Origin of the sequence: Marisediminicola antarctica, from assembly GCF_009930795.1 — a bacterium.
GTDB classification, from domain to species: Bacteria; Actinomycetota; Actinomycetes; order Actinomycetales; family Microbacteriaceae; genus Marisediminicola; species Marisediminicola antarctica.
The window spans coordinates 1,566,393-1,583,095 of record NZ_CP017146.1 but is presented as its reverse complement, the minus strand read 5'-3'; the positions used below and the strand labels follow the sequence as shown (position 1 = coordinate 1,583,095).

Sequence of the window (16,703 nt, the reverse complement as noted above, 5' to 3'; positions counted from 1 at the left end):
CTGCGGCTTCGGCGCGGATTATCCACAGGACGCCCGCGCGGGGGCCTGGCTCCCCACCCCTCCAGAAGCTCCGACTCTTCTGGTCTCTCGGGCGGCCCGTGAGAGAATAGCCGGAGGGTCCCGCTGACCACAGCGTTCGCGGAGCGGCCCAGCCGGCGAACGGCGTAGATTCCGTGTGGCGAGACCACTCTCACCGAAAGGCCTGACGATGTCTGCACCCACGCCCAGATCGACGTCCGGAGCTGCGAGGCGGCGGAGCGCACGCGGCCGCTCGACCGTCCGCACGATCGTCGACGTCGCCCGCGGCGCCATGATCGGCGCGGCCGAGATCGTGCCCGGCGTGAGCGGCGGTACGATCGCGCTCATCGTCGGCGTCTACGGCCACCTCATCGACGGTGCTGGCCATCTCGCCCGCGGCGTCGCGCTGATCGTGGCCGACGGGCTCCGCGGGCGTGGACTCGCCCGCGCCTCTGCGCACTTCCGCTCGGTTCGCTGGGGTGTCGTGCTGCCCATCGGGGTCGGGATGCTCGCGGCCATCCTCGTCGGGGCGAAGCTGCTCGCGCCACTGCTCGAGGAGCATCCGGTCGCCACCCGCGCCGTCTTCGCCGGTCTCATCGCCGCCTCCCTCGTGGTGCCGATCCGCATGGTCGGCGCACGCTGGCGCGCGCGTGAGATCGGTATCGCGCTCGTCGCCGCCGCTATCACGTTCGCCCTCACCGGACTTCCGCCCGCGGGCGAAGCTAACCCTTCCCTCTTCGTTGTCGCGATCGCGGCAGCCTTCGCGGTCTGCGCCCTCGTGCTGCCCGGCGTATCCGGCTCGTTCCTGCTGCTGACAGTCGGCATGTACGCGCCGACCCTCGCGGCAGTCAACGACCGCAACCTCGGCTACCTCGGGGCGTTCATTGTCGGCGCCATGCTGGGGTTGGGCGTTTTCGTGTCTGGGCTGCAGTGGCTGCTCGCGAACCACCATCGGGTGACGCTCGTGATCATGACCGGCCTCATGCTGGGCTCGCTGCGCGCGCTGTGGCCCTGGCAGGGCTCGTCGAACGATCTGCTCGCGCCCTCCGGCGACGTGGTGCTCGTCGCAGCGCTGTTCCTTGGCGGCGCGGCGCTCGTGACCGCGCTCATCATCATCGAGCACCGGCTCGTGGCTCGCAGGCTTCTCGCGGCGGACATCGAGAGCGACCCCGTGCCGGATGCAGCAGGGCACGCTCCGCACCGAGGCTAAACTTGGTCGCGCGCGGGAGTGGTGAAATTGGTATACACGCAGGTTTTAGGTACCTGTGCCGAAAGGCGTGAGGGTTCAAGTCCCTTCTCCCGCACAGGTGACCCGCGACAATCGGCCACCCAGCATCCACGAAGCGCCCAAAAACACCCCCTCGACCCGTCTGCACAGGACACAATTGGGAAATTCGCGGGTGTGGGTCAGAACGCGGTGCTGGGCAAGTCCTTCTCGCCGTCGGCGATCGCCCTGACGATGCGCTGGGCGACGGCATCCGGGTCGAGACCGGTCGGGAATGCGGGGGCGGTCCCCGCGATGGGCCTGGTCGCAAGTCCGGTCTCGGTGTGCCCCGGGCGGGCATCGACGATGCGGATGCCGGCGCGGCGCAGTTCCCTCGACGCCGCCTTGGTGAATGCGGCGAGCGCGGACTTCGAGGCCGAGTAGGCGGCCAGTCCCGCGGTCGGCGCCTCGGAGACGACCCCGCTGAGGGTGAGGATGAAGGGGTCGCGGCCCGCGGTGCCGGATTCGACGAGGTGCGGCATCGCCTCGCGGATGAGCCGGATCGGGGCGAGGGCGTTGATGTCGAAGAGCTCGCGCAGGGCAGCATCCGTCACCTCACCGACCGGTCCGAACGCCACTGCGCCGGCCGCGATGACCACGCCGTCCAGGCGCCCATGCGCTCCGACCGCCGCGGCGACGATGGCGGCAGCGGCCGCCTCGTCCCGGAGGTCGGCGACGAAAGCGTCGGGTCCGCTGATGGTCTCGGGGTTGCGGGCGGCGCGCACAACGGTCGCGCCGGCGTCGGCGAGGAGTGCGGCGATACGGGTGCCGAGGCCGCCTGATGCGCCGACAACGAGCACGACAGATTCTTCAATTTTGGTCATCCCATAACCCTAGGTCGGAGCTGTCAATCCAAGGCAGGATCGCAGCAGACACCCGCTACTCTGACAGGAAGACAACCGCGATGGCCTGAGCCGCATCACGGCCAACGACTGGAGATTCGTGCTCGAGATTCCCGTGCTTCTGCCTGCGGCCCTCATTCCGTGGCTGGACCCGCAAACCCTCATCGAGGGGTTCGGGGCTTTCGCTCTCATCGGGGTCTGCTTCATCGTGTTTGCGGAGACCGGTCTTCTTGTCGGGTTCCTCTTGCCGGGCGACACCCTGCTCGTCATCACGGGGCTGCTCACGTTCTCGGGCGTGATCGACATCGACATCTGGTGGGTGTGCCTGGCGATCGGATTTTCCGCGTTCGTCGGGGGCGAGGTCGGCTATCTCATTGGCCACAAGTTCGGGCCACGGGTGTTCGAGCGTAAGGAAAGCGGCGTCTTCAGCCGCAAGAACGTCGAGCGCACGAACGCGTTCTTCAGGAAGCACGGCGGGCTCAGCGTGATCCTCGCCCGGTTCGTGCCGATCCTGCGCACATTCGTCCCGGTTGCGGCTGGCATCGGCCACATGGAGTACCGCAAGTACACCCTCTACAACTTCATCGGCGCGATGGTCTGGGGAGCAGGGCTCACCTTCGCGGGTTTCCTGCTCGGCCTCATCCCGCCCGTGGCCCGGTTCGTGACCGACTACATCGACCTGATACTCATCACGGCCGTCGTGCTCACGCTCATCCCGACGATCTACCACTACGTTCAGTCGTCGCGCGAGGCGAAGAGAGCCCGCCTCGAAGGGGTTGCGCCCCTCACCGATGAGGAGGTCGTGATCGACCGGCAGTACTTCGACCAGAAGCCCGACCCGCAGTAACGGAGAGGATCAGTCGGTCGAGCCCGTCGGGGTGCCGAGCCGCGCGGCGAGCGCATCCCTCGACTGCTGCGCCGCACGCCGCACTTCCTTCTCCGGATCGCGCAGCAGCGCCGCGACCGTCTCGACGTTGTCGGCAGTGCCGACCGCGGCAAGCGCGTGGGCAGCCGCGGCACGAACCCGCGGTACGTCGTCGGTCGTCAGCTCGACCATCTTTGTGGCCACGTGCAACTCACGCGCCAGAGCCACTCGCGCGCACATCTCGCGCACCCGCCAGGCCTGATTGTCGAGGCCGGCGATGACGGCGGTCACCGCGGACGGGTTCCAGACGTGCAGCAGCGCCCGTGCACCCCAGAGCTCGGGCCAATAGAGCGGCGGGGCACCGTCCAGCAGCCCCTGCGCATGTCGGCCGCCAACGTAGAGCAGGAAATCCTCGCCGGCATTGGCACCGCCCATCAGGGCGATCGAGCGGGCGACGACGGCGTCCTCCCCGTAGCGGGCGACTGCCGCAGCGAGTCGGTCGGCGACGGGAAGGTCGAGGGGAACGGACGAGTCTGACGAGGCTTTGTTCTGCATTTGTCGTCAACGCTACCGCGCCAGCGGGTCAGGCGGACGAGATCCAGATGGATGCTGCCGCTTCGGCGCCGAGATCGAGTTCGCGCGCAGCTCCGTCGGCGCCATCGAGTCGAACCGCGAGAGCCCCGCCGAACGGGCGCCGGCCGACCACCGTCATGTGGGCGTCCAGCGTGATGTCCGCGGCCGTCAGGTATCTCAGGAGCGAGGGATCGCGGTCGCTGATGCGCACGACGGCACCGGCCGAGCCGTCCGCGGCGTCGAGCAGCAGGACCGCTGGCGGACGGTCGATCGAGCCGTCGGCCGCGGGGATGGGGTCGCCGTGGGGGTCACGGAGCGGCTGGCCGAGCCGCTCGGCTATCGCCTCGAGCAATCGGTCGCTCAGCGCGTGCTCGAGCACCTCTGCCTCGTCATGCACCTCGTCCCAGGCGTAGCCGAAGTGGTCGACCAGCCAGGTCTCGATGAGCCGGTGACGACGCACCATGCGCAGGGCGAGTGCCGTGCCCTCGGCCGTGAGCGTCACCGCGCCGTAGGGCACGTGGGTGACCAGCCCCGCTCTCGCGAGCTTTTTGACCATCTCGGTGACCGACGACGCTGCGAGGCCGAGCCGGGCGGCGAGCTCCGACGGCGTGATCGGATCCTGCTGCCACTCCGTGTGGCCGTAGATCGCCTTCACGTAGTCCTCGACGACGCTGTTCACCCCCGACGCGTGTGCGCCACCCCCGTTCACACCGTCACCGCCCGTCGGTCGCGCACGAGAGCCGTGATGACGCCGCCTCTGGCCCCGAAGAGGTAGGCCATTCCGAAGGCGCTTGCCTGCGCGAGCACGACGGCCCCGCCTGTCGAGACGTCCAGGTAGTAGCTCGCGTAGACGCCGACGACAGATGCGGCTGCGGTCACCACAACCGAGAGCACGAGCATCCGGTCGAAGCGCGCGGTCAGCAGGTACGCGGTCGCCCCCGGAGTGATCAGCATGGCGACGACGAGCACGATGCCGACCGCCTGCAGCGCCACGACCACCGTCATCGCGAGAAGCCCCAGCATGAGCACCGAGAGCCACTTGGTGCTGATGCCGATCGCGTTCGCGTGACTCGGGTCGAACGCGAAGAGGGTGAAGTCGCGGCGCTTCAGCACGAGCACCGCGACGACGACGACACCGATCACGACGACCTGAGCGATGTCGCTGTCGGTCACGCCCAGCACGTTGCCGAAAAGGATGTGGCCGAGGTCCACCTGGCTGGGCACGGCAGAGATGATCACGAGCCCGAGCGCGAATAGCGCCGTGAACACCACGCCGATCGCGGCATCCGACTTGATCTTGGTCGTGGCGCGCACGCCCCCGATGAGCGCGACGGCGCCCGCCCCGAAGATAAATGCCCCGACGGCGAACGGCCAGCCCAGAATGTAGCTGATCGCAACGCCGGGCAGCACCGCGTGCGAAACCGCGTCGCCCATGAGCGACCAGCCGATCTGCACGAGCCAGCAGGAAAGCAGCGCGCAGGTCACCGCGGCGACGACGGTCACGAGCAGGGCCCTGGTCATGAAGCCGTACTGCAGCGGTTCGAGGATCCAGTCGATCATCGTGGCTCCAGTCCGAAGGCGAGCGCGAGGCGGTCGGCGGCGAGGGCATCCTCGGGGGCTCCGTGGAACAGCACCCGGTTCTTCAGCAGGATGACCTCGTCGCACAGTTCCGGCACGCCAGCGAGGTCGTGGGTCGAGATGAGGATGCCACGGCCCTCGGCGGCCAGACCCCTGAGCAGGGCGACGATCGTGTGCTCTGATCCCTTGTCGACACCCGCGAAGGGCTCATCGAGCAGCATCAGGGTCGCCTCCTGGGCGATTCCCCGGGCGACGAATACCCGCTTGCGCTGTCCGCCGCTGAGCTCGCCGATCTGGCGCTCGGCGAGGTCGACGAGCCCGACGCGGTCGATCGCGCGTGCAACGGCGTCCCGGTCGGCGGCGCGCGGCCGCCGGGTGACGCCGAGGCGGCCGTAGCGGCCGGTCATCACGACCTCGGCGACGGAAATCGGGAAGTCCCAGTCCACGGCCTCCGATTGTGGAACGTAGGAGACCAGATTGCGCTTGCGGGCCCGGGCGGGATCCCCGCCGAAGAGGCGGATGTCGCCGCTCGCCGCCTTGACGGAGCCCATCACCGCGCCGAACAGGCTCGACTTGCCCGAGCCGTTCATGCCGATAATGCCGATGATCCGCCCGGGCGAGAGCTCGAGCGAGACGTCGGCGAGCGCCTGCACCGTGCCGTACCGCACGACCAGGTCCCGGATGCTGATGATCGACTCAGCCACCGGACAGCCCCTCCGCGATGAGGTCGACGTCGTACCGCAGCAACTCGAGGTAGCTCGGCACCGGCCCGTCCGGCTCGCTCAGTGAGTCGACGTAGAGCGTGCCCCCATACTCGGCTCCGGCCTCGCGGGCGACCTGGCGCTGGGCGTCGGCGCTGACCGTGGTCTCGCAGAATACGACCCCGACGCCGCTCTCCCGCACGAGCTCGATCGCGGCCTTGATCTGCTGGGGCGTGCCCTGGGTATCGCTGTTGACCGGCCAGAGGTATCCCTCGGCCAGCCCGATGTCGCGGGCGAGGTAGCTGAATGCGCCCTCGCAGCTGATCAGCAGGCGCTGCCGCTCCGGCAGCTCGGCGACGACCGCCGCAAGCTCGTCGGCGAGAACCTGCAGTTCGGCCTTGTAGGCCTCTGCGTTCGCGGCGAACTGCTCGGCCTCCGTCGGAACAAGCTCGGTGAGGGCATCGCGGATGTTGTCGACGTAGACCTGCCCGGCGATCGGCGACATCCAGGCATGAGGATTGGGCAGCCCGGCGTAGTCGCCGCTGCGGATGTCGATCGGCTCGACGCCCTCCGTCAGCACAGCGTGGGGCGCCTCGCTCCGCGCGAGGAAGTCCTCGAACCAGCGCTCGAGACCGAACCCGTTGTCGAGGATCAGGCGCGCGGAGGAGGCCTTCGCCAGGTCGGACGGCGTCGGCTCGTAGCCGTGGATCTCGGCTCCGACCTTCGTGATCGACTCGACCTCGACCGCGTCGCCGCCGACCACCTGCGCCATATCGGCGATCACCGTGAAGGTCGTGAGTACGAGCGGCTTGCCGCTGCGGGGCGATGCGGCCGGGGCGCAACCGACGAGCGCGAGCGCCGTCGCGATCAGCGTCGCGGCTGCGGCTACTTTTCGGTACACGGCGACCCGAGTTTTCGGCATGCCGAAACTCTAGTCGAGCAGCTGCTCCCGCACTACGACGATGAGGCGTTCGAAGGCGATCGCCCGATGACTGATGGCGTTCTTCTCATCCGGACTCAGCTCGGCGGACGACACCGAGTAGCCGGCGGGCGAGAAGATCGGGTCGTAACCGAACCCGTGCGTTCCGACCTCCTCGCGCAGCACCGTGCCGGGCCAGATCCCGGTCTCGACGTGCTCGAAGCTGGCGGCGAGTTCCGGCGGCCCGTCGGGGCCGACCGAGCCGACCGCCGGTGGAACGACGAGGGCGGCGGCGCACTCGAAGTGCGCGCTGCGCGACGATTCGCCGGAGAGGTTCTCGAGCAGCATCCGGCGGTTGTCTCCGTCGTCACGAGTGCCCGCGTACCGGGCGGAGTGGATGCCGGGGGCCCCGGCGAGCGCGTCGACGCAGACGCCGGAGTCGTCGGCAATCGCCGGCAGACCGGTGTGCAGGGCCGCGGCACGGGCCTTGATCAGCGCGTTCTCCGCGAACGTGTCGCCGTCTTCGACCGGCTCCGGGCCGTCGTAGCCGATCAGCTCGATGCCCTCGAGCTGCGGACCGAGGATGCGCCGGAGCTCCTCGACCTTGTGCGCGTTGTGGGTCGCGAGCACGAGTTTCACGCTCAGCCCCTCAGGCTCGCGAGCTGAAGCTCGGTGAGGGTCGAGGTGCCGCCGACCGCGAGGTCGAGCAGAGCGTCGAGCTCTCGCCGGTCGAACGGGGCGGCCTCAGCGGTGCCCTGCACCTCGACGAACAGCCCGCGGCCGGTGACGACCACGTTCATGTCGGTGTCCGCCCGCACGTCCTCGGTGTAGGCGAGGTCGAGCATGGGGACTCCCCCGACGATCCCGACCGAGACCGCGGCGACGCTGTCGATCAGCGGCTTCGCATTCTGGCCGATGAACCGCTTGCTCCGGCCCCACTCGAGGGCGTCGGCAAGCGCGACGTACGCTCCCGTGATGGCCGCCGTGCGCGTGCCGCCGTCGGCCTGAAGAACGTCACAGTCGATGACGATGGTGTTCTCGCCGAGCGACTTCATGTCGACGACAGCGCGCAACGAGCGGCCGATGAGGCGGGAGATTTCGTGAGTGCGCCCGCCGATGCGGCCCTTGACCGACTCTCGATCCATGCGGTCGTTGGTCGACCGCGGCAGCATGGCGTACTCGGCGGTGACCCAGCCCTTGCCCTTACCGGACATCCACCGGGGAACGCCGTTCGTGAACGACGCCGTGCAGAGCACCTTGGTGCGGCCGAATGAGATGAGCGCGGACCCCTCGGCCTGCTCGCTCCAGCCCCGCTCGATCGTGACGGCGCGCAGCTCGTCGCTCGCGCGGCCGTCCTTGCGGGGGGCGATGATGGGGAGGGCGTTGGTCATGGTTGCCTTTCAGGTAGCTGGATGACTCCGGTCTCGACCAGTTCGACGTTCTGGACCTCTGGTCCGAGGAAGCGCCGTGCGAGGGACATGAATGCGGACTGGCTGTCGCCGGTTGCCTCGAACCGAAAGGTCGGCGTGGTGCCGGCGGAGCGTTCGAGGCCGTGCTTGACGAGCGTGCGGTAGACGTCGAACGCCGTCTCCTCCGCGCTCGAGACGAGCGTGACGCCGTCGCCCATGACGTACTGGATCGCGGCCGACATGAGCGGGTAGTGGGTGCAGCCGAGCACCAGCGTGTCGATTCGGGCGGCCTTGAGCGGGGAGAGGTAGCCCTCCGCGACGGCGAACAGCTCCTCGCCACTCGTCACACCGGCTTCGACGAATTCGACGAAGCGGGGACAGGCGCGCGTAAAGAGTTCCAGGTGCGGCGCCGCGGCGAACGCGTCGTCGTAGGCGCGGGACGACACCGTGCCCGCCGTGCCGATCACCCCCACCCGGGAGTTGCGGGTCTGCCGCACTGCGGCACGCACGGCCGGCTGGATGACCTCGACGACAGGGATGCCGAGGCCCTGCGTGTACCGCTCGCGGGCGTCGCGCAGCATCGCCGCCGACGCGGTGTTACAGGCGATCACGAGCATCTTGACGCCCTGCCCTACGAGGTCGTCGAGCACCGCGAGCGTGTACTCGCGCACCTGCGCGATCGGCTTCGGACCGTACGGTGAGTGCGCCGTGTCGCCGACGTAGAGCACTGACTCGTTCGGCAATTGGTCGATGATCGCCCTCGCGACGGTGAGCCCACCCACCCCGGAGTCGAAGATTCCAATCGGCGCGTCGCTCACGGTAGTCGAGTGTACCGACGTGGGGGCGGCGCCGCTGTCGAGCTAGAGATTGTCCCGGCGCGATTCCTGGTCGACGACGGCCTCCCGGTCCGCCAGTCGGCGCAGCCCGGCGAGCGGCTGGGCCATGCGGTGGTTTCCCCGCAGCACCGGTTCGACCCTGTCGAGGAACGCCCAGTAGCCGGCGGTGAACGGGCACGCGTCGGGCCCGAGCCTGACCTTGGGGTTGAACCGGCAGCCGCCGCAGTAGTCCGTCATCTTGGAGATGTAGGCGCCGCCAGCCGCGTACGGCTTCGTCGCGACGATGCCGCCGTCGGCATGCTGGGACATTCCGATCACGTTCGCCGGCATCACCCACGGTGTGCCGTCGACGAACATGCTGACGAACCAGTCGTTGAGCTGCCTGGGCTCGTAGCCGCGCTGCAGCGCATGGTTGCCGATGATCATCAGTCGTTGGATGTGATGGGCCCAGCCGTGCTCGGCGACACCGCGGATCGACTGGCTCAGGCAGTTTGCCTCGATCCGGTCGGGGTCGAGTTCGAGCAGGGCCGCCGGGAGCGGCTCGTGCGCCCCGAGCGCGTTGTGTGAATCGGTGTAGTTCTCGCCGAGCCGCCAGTAGAGGTGCCACACCCAGTCACGCCAGCCGGCGATCTGCCGCACCACGCCCTCGACGCTCGCGATCGGTGCGCGGCCCGCCCGGTACTCCGCCACCACCGTGTCGATCACCTCGACCGGGTCGATGAGACCCAGGTTCAGTGGCGCGCTCAGCAACGAGTGCGCCATCGTCCAGTCGCCCGTGAGCGTCGCGTCCTCGAACGGGCCGAAATCGCCGAGCCTGCTCTCGACGAAGTCGGCGAGCACGGCCTTCGCCTCGGCAGCCGTCACCGCGAATCGGCGCGGGCCGTCGGCGCCCACCAGTCGCACGCGGCCCTCCGCCTGCCACCGGTCGAGGTCGGCTCGCACCTCGGCGTCGATCTCGTCCTCCTCGGGCCAGCGCGGGTCGGGAAGCCCGAGCGTCACCGCGTTCTTCGGTGGTGGCTGTCGGTTGTCGTGGTCGTAGTTCCACTGGCCGCCGGCGGGGGCGTCGCCGTCCATGAGGATGCCCGTGCGCTGGCGCATCGCGCGATAGAAGTCCTCGAGCAGCAGCCGCTTGGCGCCGCGCCCGTCGGCCCATGCTGCGAAGTCCGCCTCGCTCGTGACGAAGCCCCGGCTCGGGAGGATTCGCGCACCGACTTCCCGTACCAACGCTCGCGCCCGGTACGAGGTGGGGTCGATGACTTCCAGGTCGTCGCGGCCGGCGACCGCATCGCGGTACCGGTGCACCTGGTGAAACTCCACCCTGTCGCCAAGCTCAGCCGCCCGGTGTCGGATCGCCGACAGGATCAGATGCGCCTTCGCGCGGTGGATGGGTGCCCGCTCCAGAACAGAACGTGCCTCGACGAGCAGCATCCGCCCGCCGTCGTCGAACTGCTCACCCAGCTGACCGGCGAAGATCCAGCGAACACGCTCCATGCCACCCACCTCTCGTGCTGCGAATGCTAGCTGCCCCCGTCACGCCGAAGCTGCACGCGGCCTAGGCTCGTAAACATGACGACCGCGCTGCTGACCGATCGCTACGAACTCACGATGATCGACGCCGCCATCAGGGCGGGCACCCACGACCGCGAGTGCGTGTTCGAGGTGTTTGCGCGGCGATTGCCGGATGGCCGGCGGTACGGGATCCTCGCCGGAACCGGGCGATTGCTCGACCTCATCGCCGACTTCCGGTTCGGCGACGCCGAGCTCGACTGGCTGCGCGACAGCCATGTCGTCACCGCACCGACGCTCGACTGGCTCGCTGACTATCGCTTCAGCGGTGACATCTGGGGATACCGGGAGGGCGAGGCCTACTTCCCGAACTCCCCGCTCCTGGTCGTGCAGGGCAGCTTCGCCGAGGCCGTCGTTCTCGAGACCCTCACCCTCAGCGTGCTCAACTATGACAGCGCAGTCGCGAGCGCCGCCTCCCGCATGGTGGGCGTCGCCAACGGCAGACCGATCGCCGAGATGGGGTCGCGCCGGGCGAGCGAGCGCAGCGGGGTCGCCGCAGCGCGCGCCGCCTTCATCGCCGGGTTCGGGGCGACGAGCAACCTCGAGGCCGGGCGAAGCTGGGGCATCCCCACGATGGGGACGGCGGCGCACGCGTTCACCCTCCTGCACGACACCGAGGAGCAGGCTTTCCTGGCCCAGGTCGACGCCCTCGGCCGGTCGACGACACTGCTCGTCGACACCTATGACGTGAAGGCGGCGGTCGATCTGGCGGTCAAGGTGGCGGGTCCCTCTCTCGGCGCGGTGCGCATCGACAGTGGCGACCTGCCCGAGCAGGTCCAGACGGTGCGCAGGCAGCTCGATGGCCTCGGCGCGCCGGCGACCAAAATCACCGTGACAAGTGACCTCGACGAGTACACGATCGCGGCGCTCCGAGCCGCACCGGTCGACTCCTACGGGGTCGGCACCTCGGTGGTGACCGGGTCGGGACACCCGGCCGCAGGATTCGTCTACAAGCTCGTCGCTCGGCGAGACGACTCGGGGACATGGGTGTCGGTCGCCAAGAAGTCCGCCGCAAAGGCGACGGTGGGCGGGCGAAAGCTGCCCGTCCGAGAGCGTGCCGGCGGCATCGCGACATCCGAGACGATCCACGTCGGCGAGGGTGCCGAGCCCGCTCCGGGCGCGCGGCCCCTGCACGTTCGACTCATGACCGCGGGGGTGCCGGATGACCGCTATCGCGGCACAACCGGAACCATTCTGGCGCGCGAGCACCGGGCCGCGGCCGTCGCCGAGCTCCCGGCCGACGCGCTGCGCCTGAGCCGCGGTGAACCTGCGATCCCCACCATCTACGTCGAGGCTTGAGAGCACAGCCGCGCTGTTAGGGTGGCGAGCGTGAGCGTACGCATTGAGAAGGTCGAACTGCCCGGGATCGGCACCCGGCATGACGTGATCACCGAGGCGGGCCGACGGATCGGCGTGGTCTCCCACCGGTCGGGCAAGCGCGAGCTGGCCGTCTTCGATGTCGACGATCCCGATGCCGCGACCGACTCGATCGAACTGAGCGACGGGGAGGCCTCCGCCCTTGCGGATGTTCTCGGAGCCTCGGTGATGCTGAGCCAGCTCGTCGGCATCCGCGAACAGGCCGCGGGCCTCGCCACGGAGCAGCTCGTGCTCGCCCCCACGTCGCCCTACGTCGGCCGCGTGCTGGGCGACACAAAGGCACGCACCCGAACGAGCACCTCCATCGTCGCCATTGTTCGCGGTACCGAGGTCATCCCGTCGCCGACGCCCGATACCCCGATCCGGGCGGGCGACACGATCATCGCCGTCGGCACCCGATTGGGACTGGACGCGCTCGCCCGACTGCTCTCCACGGGCCCCAGCTAGCAGCGCCGTGTCCGAGTCGACCATCCTGCTCGTCGAGGTAGGAGCGCTGTTGCTCGGACTCGGGCTGCTCTCGCGCTTCGCCGACCGGATCGGGGTCTCGCCGATCCCGTTCTACCTGGTCGCGGGTCTCGCGTTCGGCGACGGGGGCCTGCTGCCCCTCTCGGGCGGAACCGAATTCTTCGAGATCGGCAGCGAGATCGGGGTGATCCTGCTCCTGCTCATGCTCGGACTGGAATACACCGCGAGTGAGCTTGTGACGAGCCTCAAGAAATCCCGCACTGCCGGGATCGTCGACGCCCTCTTCAACGCTCTTCCCGGGGCGCTCTTCGCCCTGGTGCTCGGGTGGGGGCCCGTTGCTGCGGTCGCCCTGGCCGGGATCACCTGGATCTCGTCCTCGGGCGTGATCGCCAAGGTGCTGCGCGACCTCAAGCGACTTGGAAACCGCGAGACGCCCACGATCCTGTCTATTCTCGTGCTCGAGGACCTCGCGATGGCGTTCTACCTCCCGGTGCTCTCAGCCCTGGTGCTCGGTGCCGGGATCGCCGCCGGAGCCACCGCACTCGTCGTCGCGGTTCTCGTGGTGCTCGTCATCCTCTACGTCGCGCTGCGCCACGGCCGCCTGATCTCGGCGATCTTCGCCCCCAACCACCCGGAGTCGCTGCTGCTCGGAGTACTCGGCCTGACCATGCTGGTGGCCGGGCTCGCACAGCAGGTGAATGTGTCGGCCGCGGTCGGCGCGTTCCTGGTTGGCATCGCCCTGTCCGGTCGCGTCGCCGACAACGCGCAGCCCCTGCTGTCCCCGCTGCGCGATCTGTTCGCCGCGGTCTTCTTCGTCTTCTTCGGGCTGGCGACCGACCCCGCGGACATTGTCGAGGTGCTCGTGCCTGCCGGGATCCTCGCCGTGATCACCATGGCCACAAAGACGTTCACGGGCTACCGGGCCGCCGCAAGCGCCGGCTTGGGCATCCCGGCCCGGTGGAGAACGGGCCTCACCCTCACGCCGCGCGGCGAGTTCTCAATTGTGATCGCCGGGCTCGCCGTCGGCGCGGGCGTCGAGCCCCGGCTGGCTCCGCTCGCGACCGCCTACGTACTTATCACTGTCATCTGCGGCCCGCTGCTCGCACGGCTCCCCGAAGCGCAGTGGTTCAGAAACGCGATGCGACGGCAGTCGACCCGGGCTGCGAGACCGCCCGTATCGCCTATTTCTTGAGCTTCTCGTAGATGTCTTTGCAGGTGGGGCAGACCGGGAACTTCTCCGGGTCGCGACCGGGTAGCCAGACCTTGCCGCACAGGGCGATCACGGGCTTTCCGCTCAGCGCGGACTTCATGATCTTGTCCTTCTGCACGTAGTGGGAGAAGCGCTCGTGGTCGCCCTCCTCAAGCTGCTCCTGATTGAGCAGCTCTTCGAGTTCGCGGTCGAGGGTCGACGTGCCGCCGCCGCCTTCTTGAGTATCGTTGGCCATGGCCCAATTCTACGTGCGAGCGGTCAGCTGCGCATCGTGAACGCAAGCAGCTCAGGTCCGCGGCGGTCGAAGGTTCGACCGCCGAACCAGATTCCGAGCGCGAGAGTGGCCACGCCAATGCCGAGTCCAGACAGCAGCGAGTAGAGCGGCAGGTAGCCGCCGTCTATGAGACCGAACAGCCCGAAGCCGAGCGCGGGAAGGGTGAGGGCGATCGTTGTGATGAACGCGGCGGCCTGGATGAGTGCCGCGGCGCCCCCCGTCGACTGCGGTTGGGAGAATGGACTGTCTCCCGGGTGTACTGCGGGGTACGGGAACCGGGCCGACAACAGGCTCGACAGTCCGAGGCCGGCGAGCAGGATGCACGCTGAGACGCCGATCAGGGAAGCAAGCACGCTTGGATCGGGGTAGAACATGACCGAGATCGGGGCACCGACGGCGATGAGTAATGTGCCAAGCAGGAGAACGGGGATGACGCGCCCCAGGCGGTCCGCAGCGCCCGAGGTGTTGGAGGCGACGTGGAGCCAGACCGCCGTGTTGTCGTAGGCGACGTCGTTGTGAAGTGACCAGCCGAGGAAGAGGCACATGATCGGCAGCGGCAGCAGGGCAAGGTTCTGCCAGTACACGCCGCTGATCAGGAACACGACGATCATGAGCATCGGTACGATCGGCACGATCACCAGTTGCACCCGGTATCTCGCGTCGCGCACCCAGTAGGTGAAGCTGCGTGCCGCGATAGCTCCGAGCGGGGTCGCCGGGATGCGGTCGAACCAGCCGAGACCGGTGTAGTCCCGCGGGCGTGCCTCGCGGTGGGGCGTGACGAGCATCGCGCCGACCAGGGCGCGCCACGCGAGCCAGAGCAAGCTGGCACTAGCGATCGCGATGATGAGCTTGTGCACGGCGGCGTCCGAGGCCCCAAGGGCCGCGTCGGCGGGCGCCGCCCATGCCGCGCCGAGCGGAGTCCAGCTCAGCACATCCGCGATCCCCCCGAGCGCGGCGATGCCCTCGCCGGCCCAATCGATACCGGCGAGCACCGCGATGGTCGGCGTCAGCGCGACCAGAGCGATAAGGGCGACGAGACCGCTGATCTCCCGCGCGCGCCGTGTGGCGAGCAGGAAGGCCGCGAGCGAGGTGGTGACCCGCGCGCCGAGAACGCACGTCACGACGATGACGACTGCGCCGACCAATGCGAGGATCACCGGGAACGGGCCTCTGCTCCAGGTTACGATCTGGGCGACGGCGACCGCCGTGATGACGAGGCTGGGAACGCCGACCAGCGCTGTGAGGGCGAGCAGGCCGGCCAGGCGCGACGTCGGGAGTGCGAACAGGGCGAACTTGCGAGGGTCGAGGGTGTCATCGACGCCGAACACGAGCGGGACGACAAGAAAGCCGAGAACGATGAGCGAACCGAATACGACGACGATGCTGCGCGCGAAATCGGCATCCGCGAATCGCAGCCCGACAAGGGTGGCGACGACGAACGCCGAGGTTGCGAGCCCGTAGAGCAACGCGACGGCGATACCGACGATCTGCCAGGGGCTTCGCTTGAACGTGTTGGCGAGCAGCCTGAGCTTCAGTCCGAGAAACTGTGCAACCACTCCATGCCCTCCGCTGCCTTACGGCCGCCGGCCAGTTCGACGAAGCGGTCCTCAAGGGTGGCCCCCGCTCGCACCTCGTCCATGGTGCCGCTCGCGAGGACCGCGCCCCGCACGATTATCGCGACCGAATCGCAGATGCGCTGGATCAGGTCCATGCTGTGGCTCGACATCACGACGGTGCCGCCAGCCTCCGCATACCTCTGCAGGATCTCGATGACATTCGCGGCCGACACCGGGTCGACCGCCTCGAACGGCTCGTCGAGGATGAGCACGCGAGGAGAGTGGATCATGGCGGCGGCGAGGGCGATCTTCTTCATCATGCCAGCCGAATAGTCCGTGACGAGCCTGTCGAGGGCGTCCTCCATGCCGAAGGCGACAGCGAGGTCGCTCGAGCGCGAACGCACGGTCGCCCGATCGAGTTTTCTGAGCACGCCGGAATAGTGCAGCAGCTGGGCGCCCGTCAGCCGGTCGAACAGGCGCAGCCTGTCTGGCAGCACCCCCATGTTGCGCTTGGCCACGACGGGATCGTTCCAGACGTCGGCACCGTGCACGAGGATGCGCCCGGCGTCGGGGCGCAGCAGGCCGGTGACCATCGACAGAGTCGTCGTCTTGCCCGCGCCATTGGGGCCGACGATTCCGAAGATCGACCCCGCCTGAACAGTGAGGTCGATCCCGGCGACGGCCACGACTGACCCGAAGCTCTTCCGGAGTTGCTCGATCACGAGGACCTTCTCGCGCGGCTGGGCAGGCTTCTTCTGGGCCGGGGTCTTCTTCGGGGCGCGGAGGGCGCCTGGTGTGCTGACGGGCGGGGTGTCCGGCGTGACGAGCGGCTGTGCCGCAGGCAGCGCGGTGGTAGCGCGGGGCTTAGCCGGCGGCTTCGGTGCCGTCTTCGGTGCTGGGCTCACCACTGGTGTGTCGGCGTTCCCCACCTGCTCCTCGCGCTGATCCTGGGCTTGATCGGCACTGGCGCCGCGCGCGGGCGCGGCCGGTGTGCGGGGCGCCGCCGGCTTGCGTGCCGGTGCCGGCTTGCGGGGAGTGACCTGTTGACGCGGGGCGCCCGGCTTGCGCGCTGCGGCGGGCTTCGTGGCTGCACTGCCGCGCTCGACATCGGCGGTAGCCGAAGGCTCGTCAACGGTGCGGGCGCGGTCGGTGATGGGCTCGGCGGCCGATGCGGAATCCGCATCAGCTTCGGTTTCGAAGTCCATTGTGCAACCGTATCAATGCGTCGCCGACGGGACCCGCGTGACCCG

18 protein-coding genes and 1 tRNA gene are annotated in these 16,703 nt (G+C 68.7%); 6 read left to right on the top strand and 13 right to left on the bottom strand.

The features are described from left to right. The first annotated feature begins 208 nt into the window (after nucleotides 1–208). Nucleotides 209–1,228 (top strand): DUF368 domain-containing protein, encoded by a 1,020-nt coding sequence (locus tag BHD05_RS07430; RefSeq protein WP_161885868.1) that lies wholly within the window; start codon nucleotides 209–211, stop codon nucleotides 1,226–1,228. A gap of 12 nt (nucleotides 1,229–1,240) precedes the next feature. After that, nucleotides 1,241–1,322, top strand: a tRNA-Leu gene (locus tag BHD05_RS07425). 103 nt (nucleotides 1,323–1,425) lie between these two features. Here the strand turns inward: BHD05_RS07425 and BHD05_RS07420 are convergent. Beyond that, complete coding sequence (locus tag BHD05_RS07420; RefSeq protein WP_161885867.1) at nucleotides 1,426–2,106, bottom strand: SDR family NAD(P)-dependent oxidoreductase; 681 nt, start codon at nucleotides 2,104–2,106, stop codon at nucleotides 1,426–1,428. Between the two features lie 118 nt (nucleotides 2,107–2,224). Here BHD05_RS07420 and BHD05_RS07415 point away from each other — a divergent pair, with 118 nt between their 5' ends. Beyond that, nucleotides 2,225–2,971, top strand: coding sequence for a DedA family protein (locus BHD05_RS07415; protein WP_236966703.1), 747 nt, complete (start codon nucleotides 2,225–2,227; stop codon nucleotides 2,969–2,971). Nucleotides 2,972–2,980: 9 nt separating this feature from the next. Here BHD05_RS07415 and BHD05_RS07410 read toward each other — a convergent pair whose 3' ends face one another. The 9 genes from BHD05_RS07410 to BHD05_RS07370 are packed head-to-tail and all read right to left on the bottom strand — an operon-like array spanning nucleotide 2,981 to nucleotide 10,496. Next, nucleotides 2,981–3,544: a HEAT repeat domain-containing protein gene (locus tag BHD05_RS07410; RefSeq protein ID WP_161885866.1), complete on the bottom strand. Its 564-nt coding sequence runs from the start codon at nucleotides 3,542–3,544 to the stop codon at nucleotides 2,981–2,983. 28 nt (nucleotides 3,545–3,572) lie between these two features. Continuing rightward, a complete protein-coding gene (locus BHD05_RS07405) occupies nucleotides 3,573–4,241 on the bottom strand; it encodes a metal-dependent transcriptional regulator (protein ID WP_161885865.1) in 669 nt (222 codons plus the stop codon). 26 nt (nucleotides 4,242–4,267) lie between these two features. Further along, nucleotides 4,268–5,122, bottom strand: a complete 855-nt coding sequence (locus BHD05_RS07400; RefSeq protein WP_161885864.1) for a metal ABC transporter permease — start codon at nucleotides 5,120–5,122, stop codon at nucleotides 4,268–4,270. Continuing rightward, nucleotides 5,119–5,844, bottom strand: a complete 726-nt coding sequence (locus tag BHD05_RS07395; protein WP_161885863.1) for a metal ABC transporter ATP-binding protein — start codon at nucleotides 5,842–5,844, stop codon at nucleotides 5,119–5,121. Before BHD05_RS07395 ends, BHD05_RS07400 begins: the two co-directional genes overlap by 4 nt. After that, nucleotides 5,837–6,763 carry a metal ABC transporter substrate-binding protein gene (locus tag BHD05_RS07390; protein ID WP_161885862.1) on the bottom strand — a complete coding sequence of 309 codons (927 nt, stop codon included), beginning with the start codon at nucleotides 6,761–6,763 and terminating at the stop codon, nucleotides 5,837–5,839. The genes BHD05_RS07395 and BHD05_RS07390 overlap by 8 nt, the downstream gene beginning before the upstream one ends. A 9-nt stretch (nucleotides 6,764–6,772) precedes the next feature. Continuing rightward, nucleotides 6,773–7,399: an RdgB/HAM1 family non-canonical purine NTP pyrophosphatase gene (gene rdgB / locus BHD05_RS07385; protein WP_161885861.1), complete on the bottom strand. Its 627-nt coding sequence runs from the start codon at nucleotides 7,397–7,399 to the stop codon at nucleotides 6,773–6,775. 2 nt (nucleotides 7,400–7,401) lie between these two features. Next, the gene (gene rph, locus BHD05_RS07380; RefSeq protein WP_161885860.1) at nucleotides 7,402–8,151 is read right to left on the bottom strand and encodes a ribonuclease PH; all 750 of its coding nucleotides are present in this window, start codon (nucleotides 8,149–8,151) and stop codon (nucleotides 7,402–7,404) included. Then, on the bottom strand, nucleotides 8,148–8,987 hold the full coding sequence (gene murI / locus BHD05_RS07375) for a glutamate racemase (RefSeq protein ID WP_161885859.1): 840 nt from the start codon (nucleotides 8,985–8,987) through the stop codon (nucleotides 8,148–8,150). The genes rph and murI overlap by 4 nt, the downstream gene beginning before the upstream one ends. A 42-nt stretch (nucleotides 8,988–9,029) precedes the next feature. After that, a complete protein-coding gene (locus BHD05_RS07370) occupies nucleotides 9,030–10,496 on the bottom strand; it encodes a cryptochrome/photolyase family protein (RefSeq protein ID WP_161885858.1) in 1,467 nt (488 codons plus the stop codon). Nucleotides 10,497–10,571: 75 nt separating this feature from the next. On the opposite strand from BHD05_RS07370, the gene BHD05_RS07365 reads away from it, so the two are divergent. Genes BHD05_RS07365 through BHD05_RS07355 form a run of 3 tightly spaced genes read left to right on the top strand, consistent with a single transcriptional unit; the run spans nucleotide 10,572 to nucleotide 13,605 of the window. Further along, nucleotides 10,572–11,870, top strand: a complete 1,299-nt coding sequence (locus tag BHD05_RS07365) for a nicotinate phosphoribosyltransferase (RefSeq protein WP_161885857.1) — start codon at nucleotides 10,572–10,574, stop codon at nucleotides 11,868–11,870. A 30-nt stretch (nucleotides 11,871–11,900) separates the two neighbouring features. Next, nucleotides 11,901–12,395 (top strand): cation:proton antiporter regulatory subunit, encoded by a 495-nt coding sequence (locus tag BHD05_RS07360; protein WP_161885856.1) that lies wholly within the window; start codon nucleotides 11,901–11,903, stop codon nucleotides 12,393–12,395. A 7-nt stretch (nucleotides 12,396–12,402) separates the two neighbouring features. Then, nucleotides 12,403–13,605: a cation:proton antiporter gene (locus BHD05_RS07355; RefSeq protein WP_161885855.1), complete on the top strand. Its 1,203-nt coding sequence runs from the start codon at nucleotides 12,403–12,405 to the stop codon at nucleotides 13,603–13,605. Here the strand turns inward: BHD05_RS07355 and BHD05_RS07350 are convergent. From BHD05_RS07350 to BHD05_RS15905, 3 genes are read right to left on the bottom strand one after another with little or no spacing between them, the layout of a single operon-like run. Then, nucleotides 13,595–13,858 (bottom strand): DUF3039 domain-containing protein, encoded by a 264-nt coding sequence (locus BHD05_RS07350; protein WP_161885854.1) that lies wholly within the window; start codon nucleotides 13,856–13,858, stop codon nucleotides 13,595–13,597. The two genes, BHD05_RS07355 and BHD05_RS07350, sit on opposite strands and share 11 nt — an antisense overlap. Nucleotides 13,859–13,881: 23 nt before the next feature. Then, nucleotides 13,882–15,453 carry an ABC transporter permease gene (locus BHD05_RS07345; protein ID WP_161885853.1) on the bottom strand — a complete coding sequence of 524 codons (1,572 nt, stop codon included), beginning with the start codon at nucleotides 15,451–15,453 and terminating at the stop codon, nucleotides 13,882–13,884. Beyond that, nucleotides 15,429–16,382 carry an ABC transporter ATP-binding protein gene (locus BHD05_RS15905; protein WP_418763841.1) on the bottom strand — a complete coding sequence of 318 codons (954 nt, stop codon included), beginning with the start codon at nucleotides 16,380–16,382 and terminating at the stop codon, nucleotides 15,429–15,431. The genes BHD05_RS07345 and BHD05_RS15905 overlap by 25 nt, the downstream gene beginning before the upstream one ends. Nucleotides 16,383–16,703 lie beyond the last annotated feature (321 nt).

Coding starts and splice junctions, on each gene's coding strand:
- BHD05_RS07430 (WP_161885868.1), top strand. CDS start 209: ATGTCTGCACCCACGCCCAGATCGACGTCCGGAGCTGCGAGGCGGCGG.
- BHD05_RS07420 (WP_161885867.1), bottom strand. CDS start 2,106: ATGACCAAAATTGAAGAATCTGTCGTGCTCGTTGTCGGCGCATCAGGC.
- BHD05_RS07410 (WP_161885866.1), bottom strand. CDS start 3,544: ATGCAGAACAAAGCCTCGTCAGACTCGTCCGTTCCCCTCGACCTTCCC.
- BHD05_RS07400 (WP_161885864.1), bottom strand. CDS start 5,122: ATGATCGACTGGATCCTCGAACCGCTGCAGTACGGCTTCATGACCAGG.
- BHD05_RS07390 (WP_161885862.1), bottom strand. CDS start 6,763: ATGCCGAAAACTCGGGTCGCCGTGTACCGAAAAGTAGCCGCAGCCGCG.
- rph (WP_161885860.1), bottom strand. CDS start 8,151: ATGACCAACGCCCTCCCCATCATCGCCCCCCGCAAGGACGGCCGCGCG.
- BHD05_RS07370 (WP_161885858.1), bottom strand. CDS start 10,496: ATGGAGCGTGTTCGCTGGATCTTCGCCGGTCAGCTGGGTGAGCAGTTC.
- BHD05_RS07365 (WP_161885857.1), top strand. CDS start 10,572: ATGACGACCGCGCTGCTGACCGATCGCTACGAACTCACGATGATCGAC.
- BHD05_RS07350 (WP_161885854.1), bottom strand. CDS start 13,858: ATGGCCAACGATACTCAAGAAGGCGGCGGCGGCACGTCGACCCTCGAC.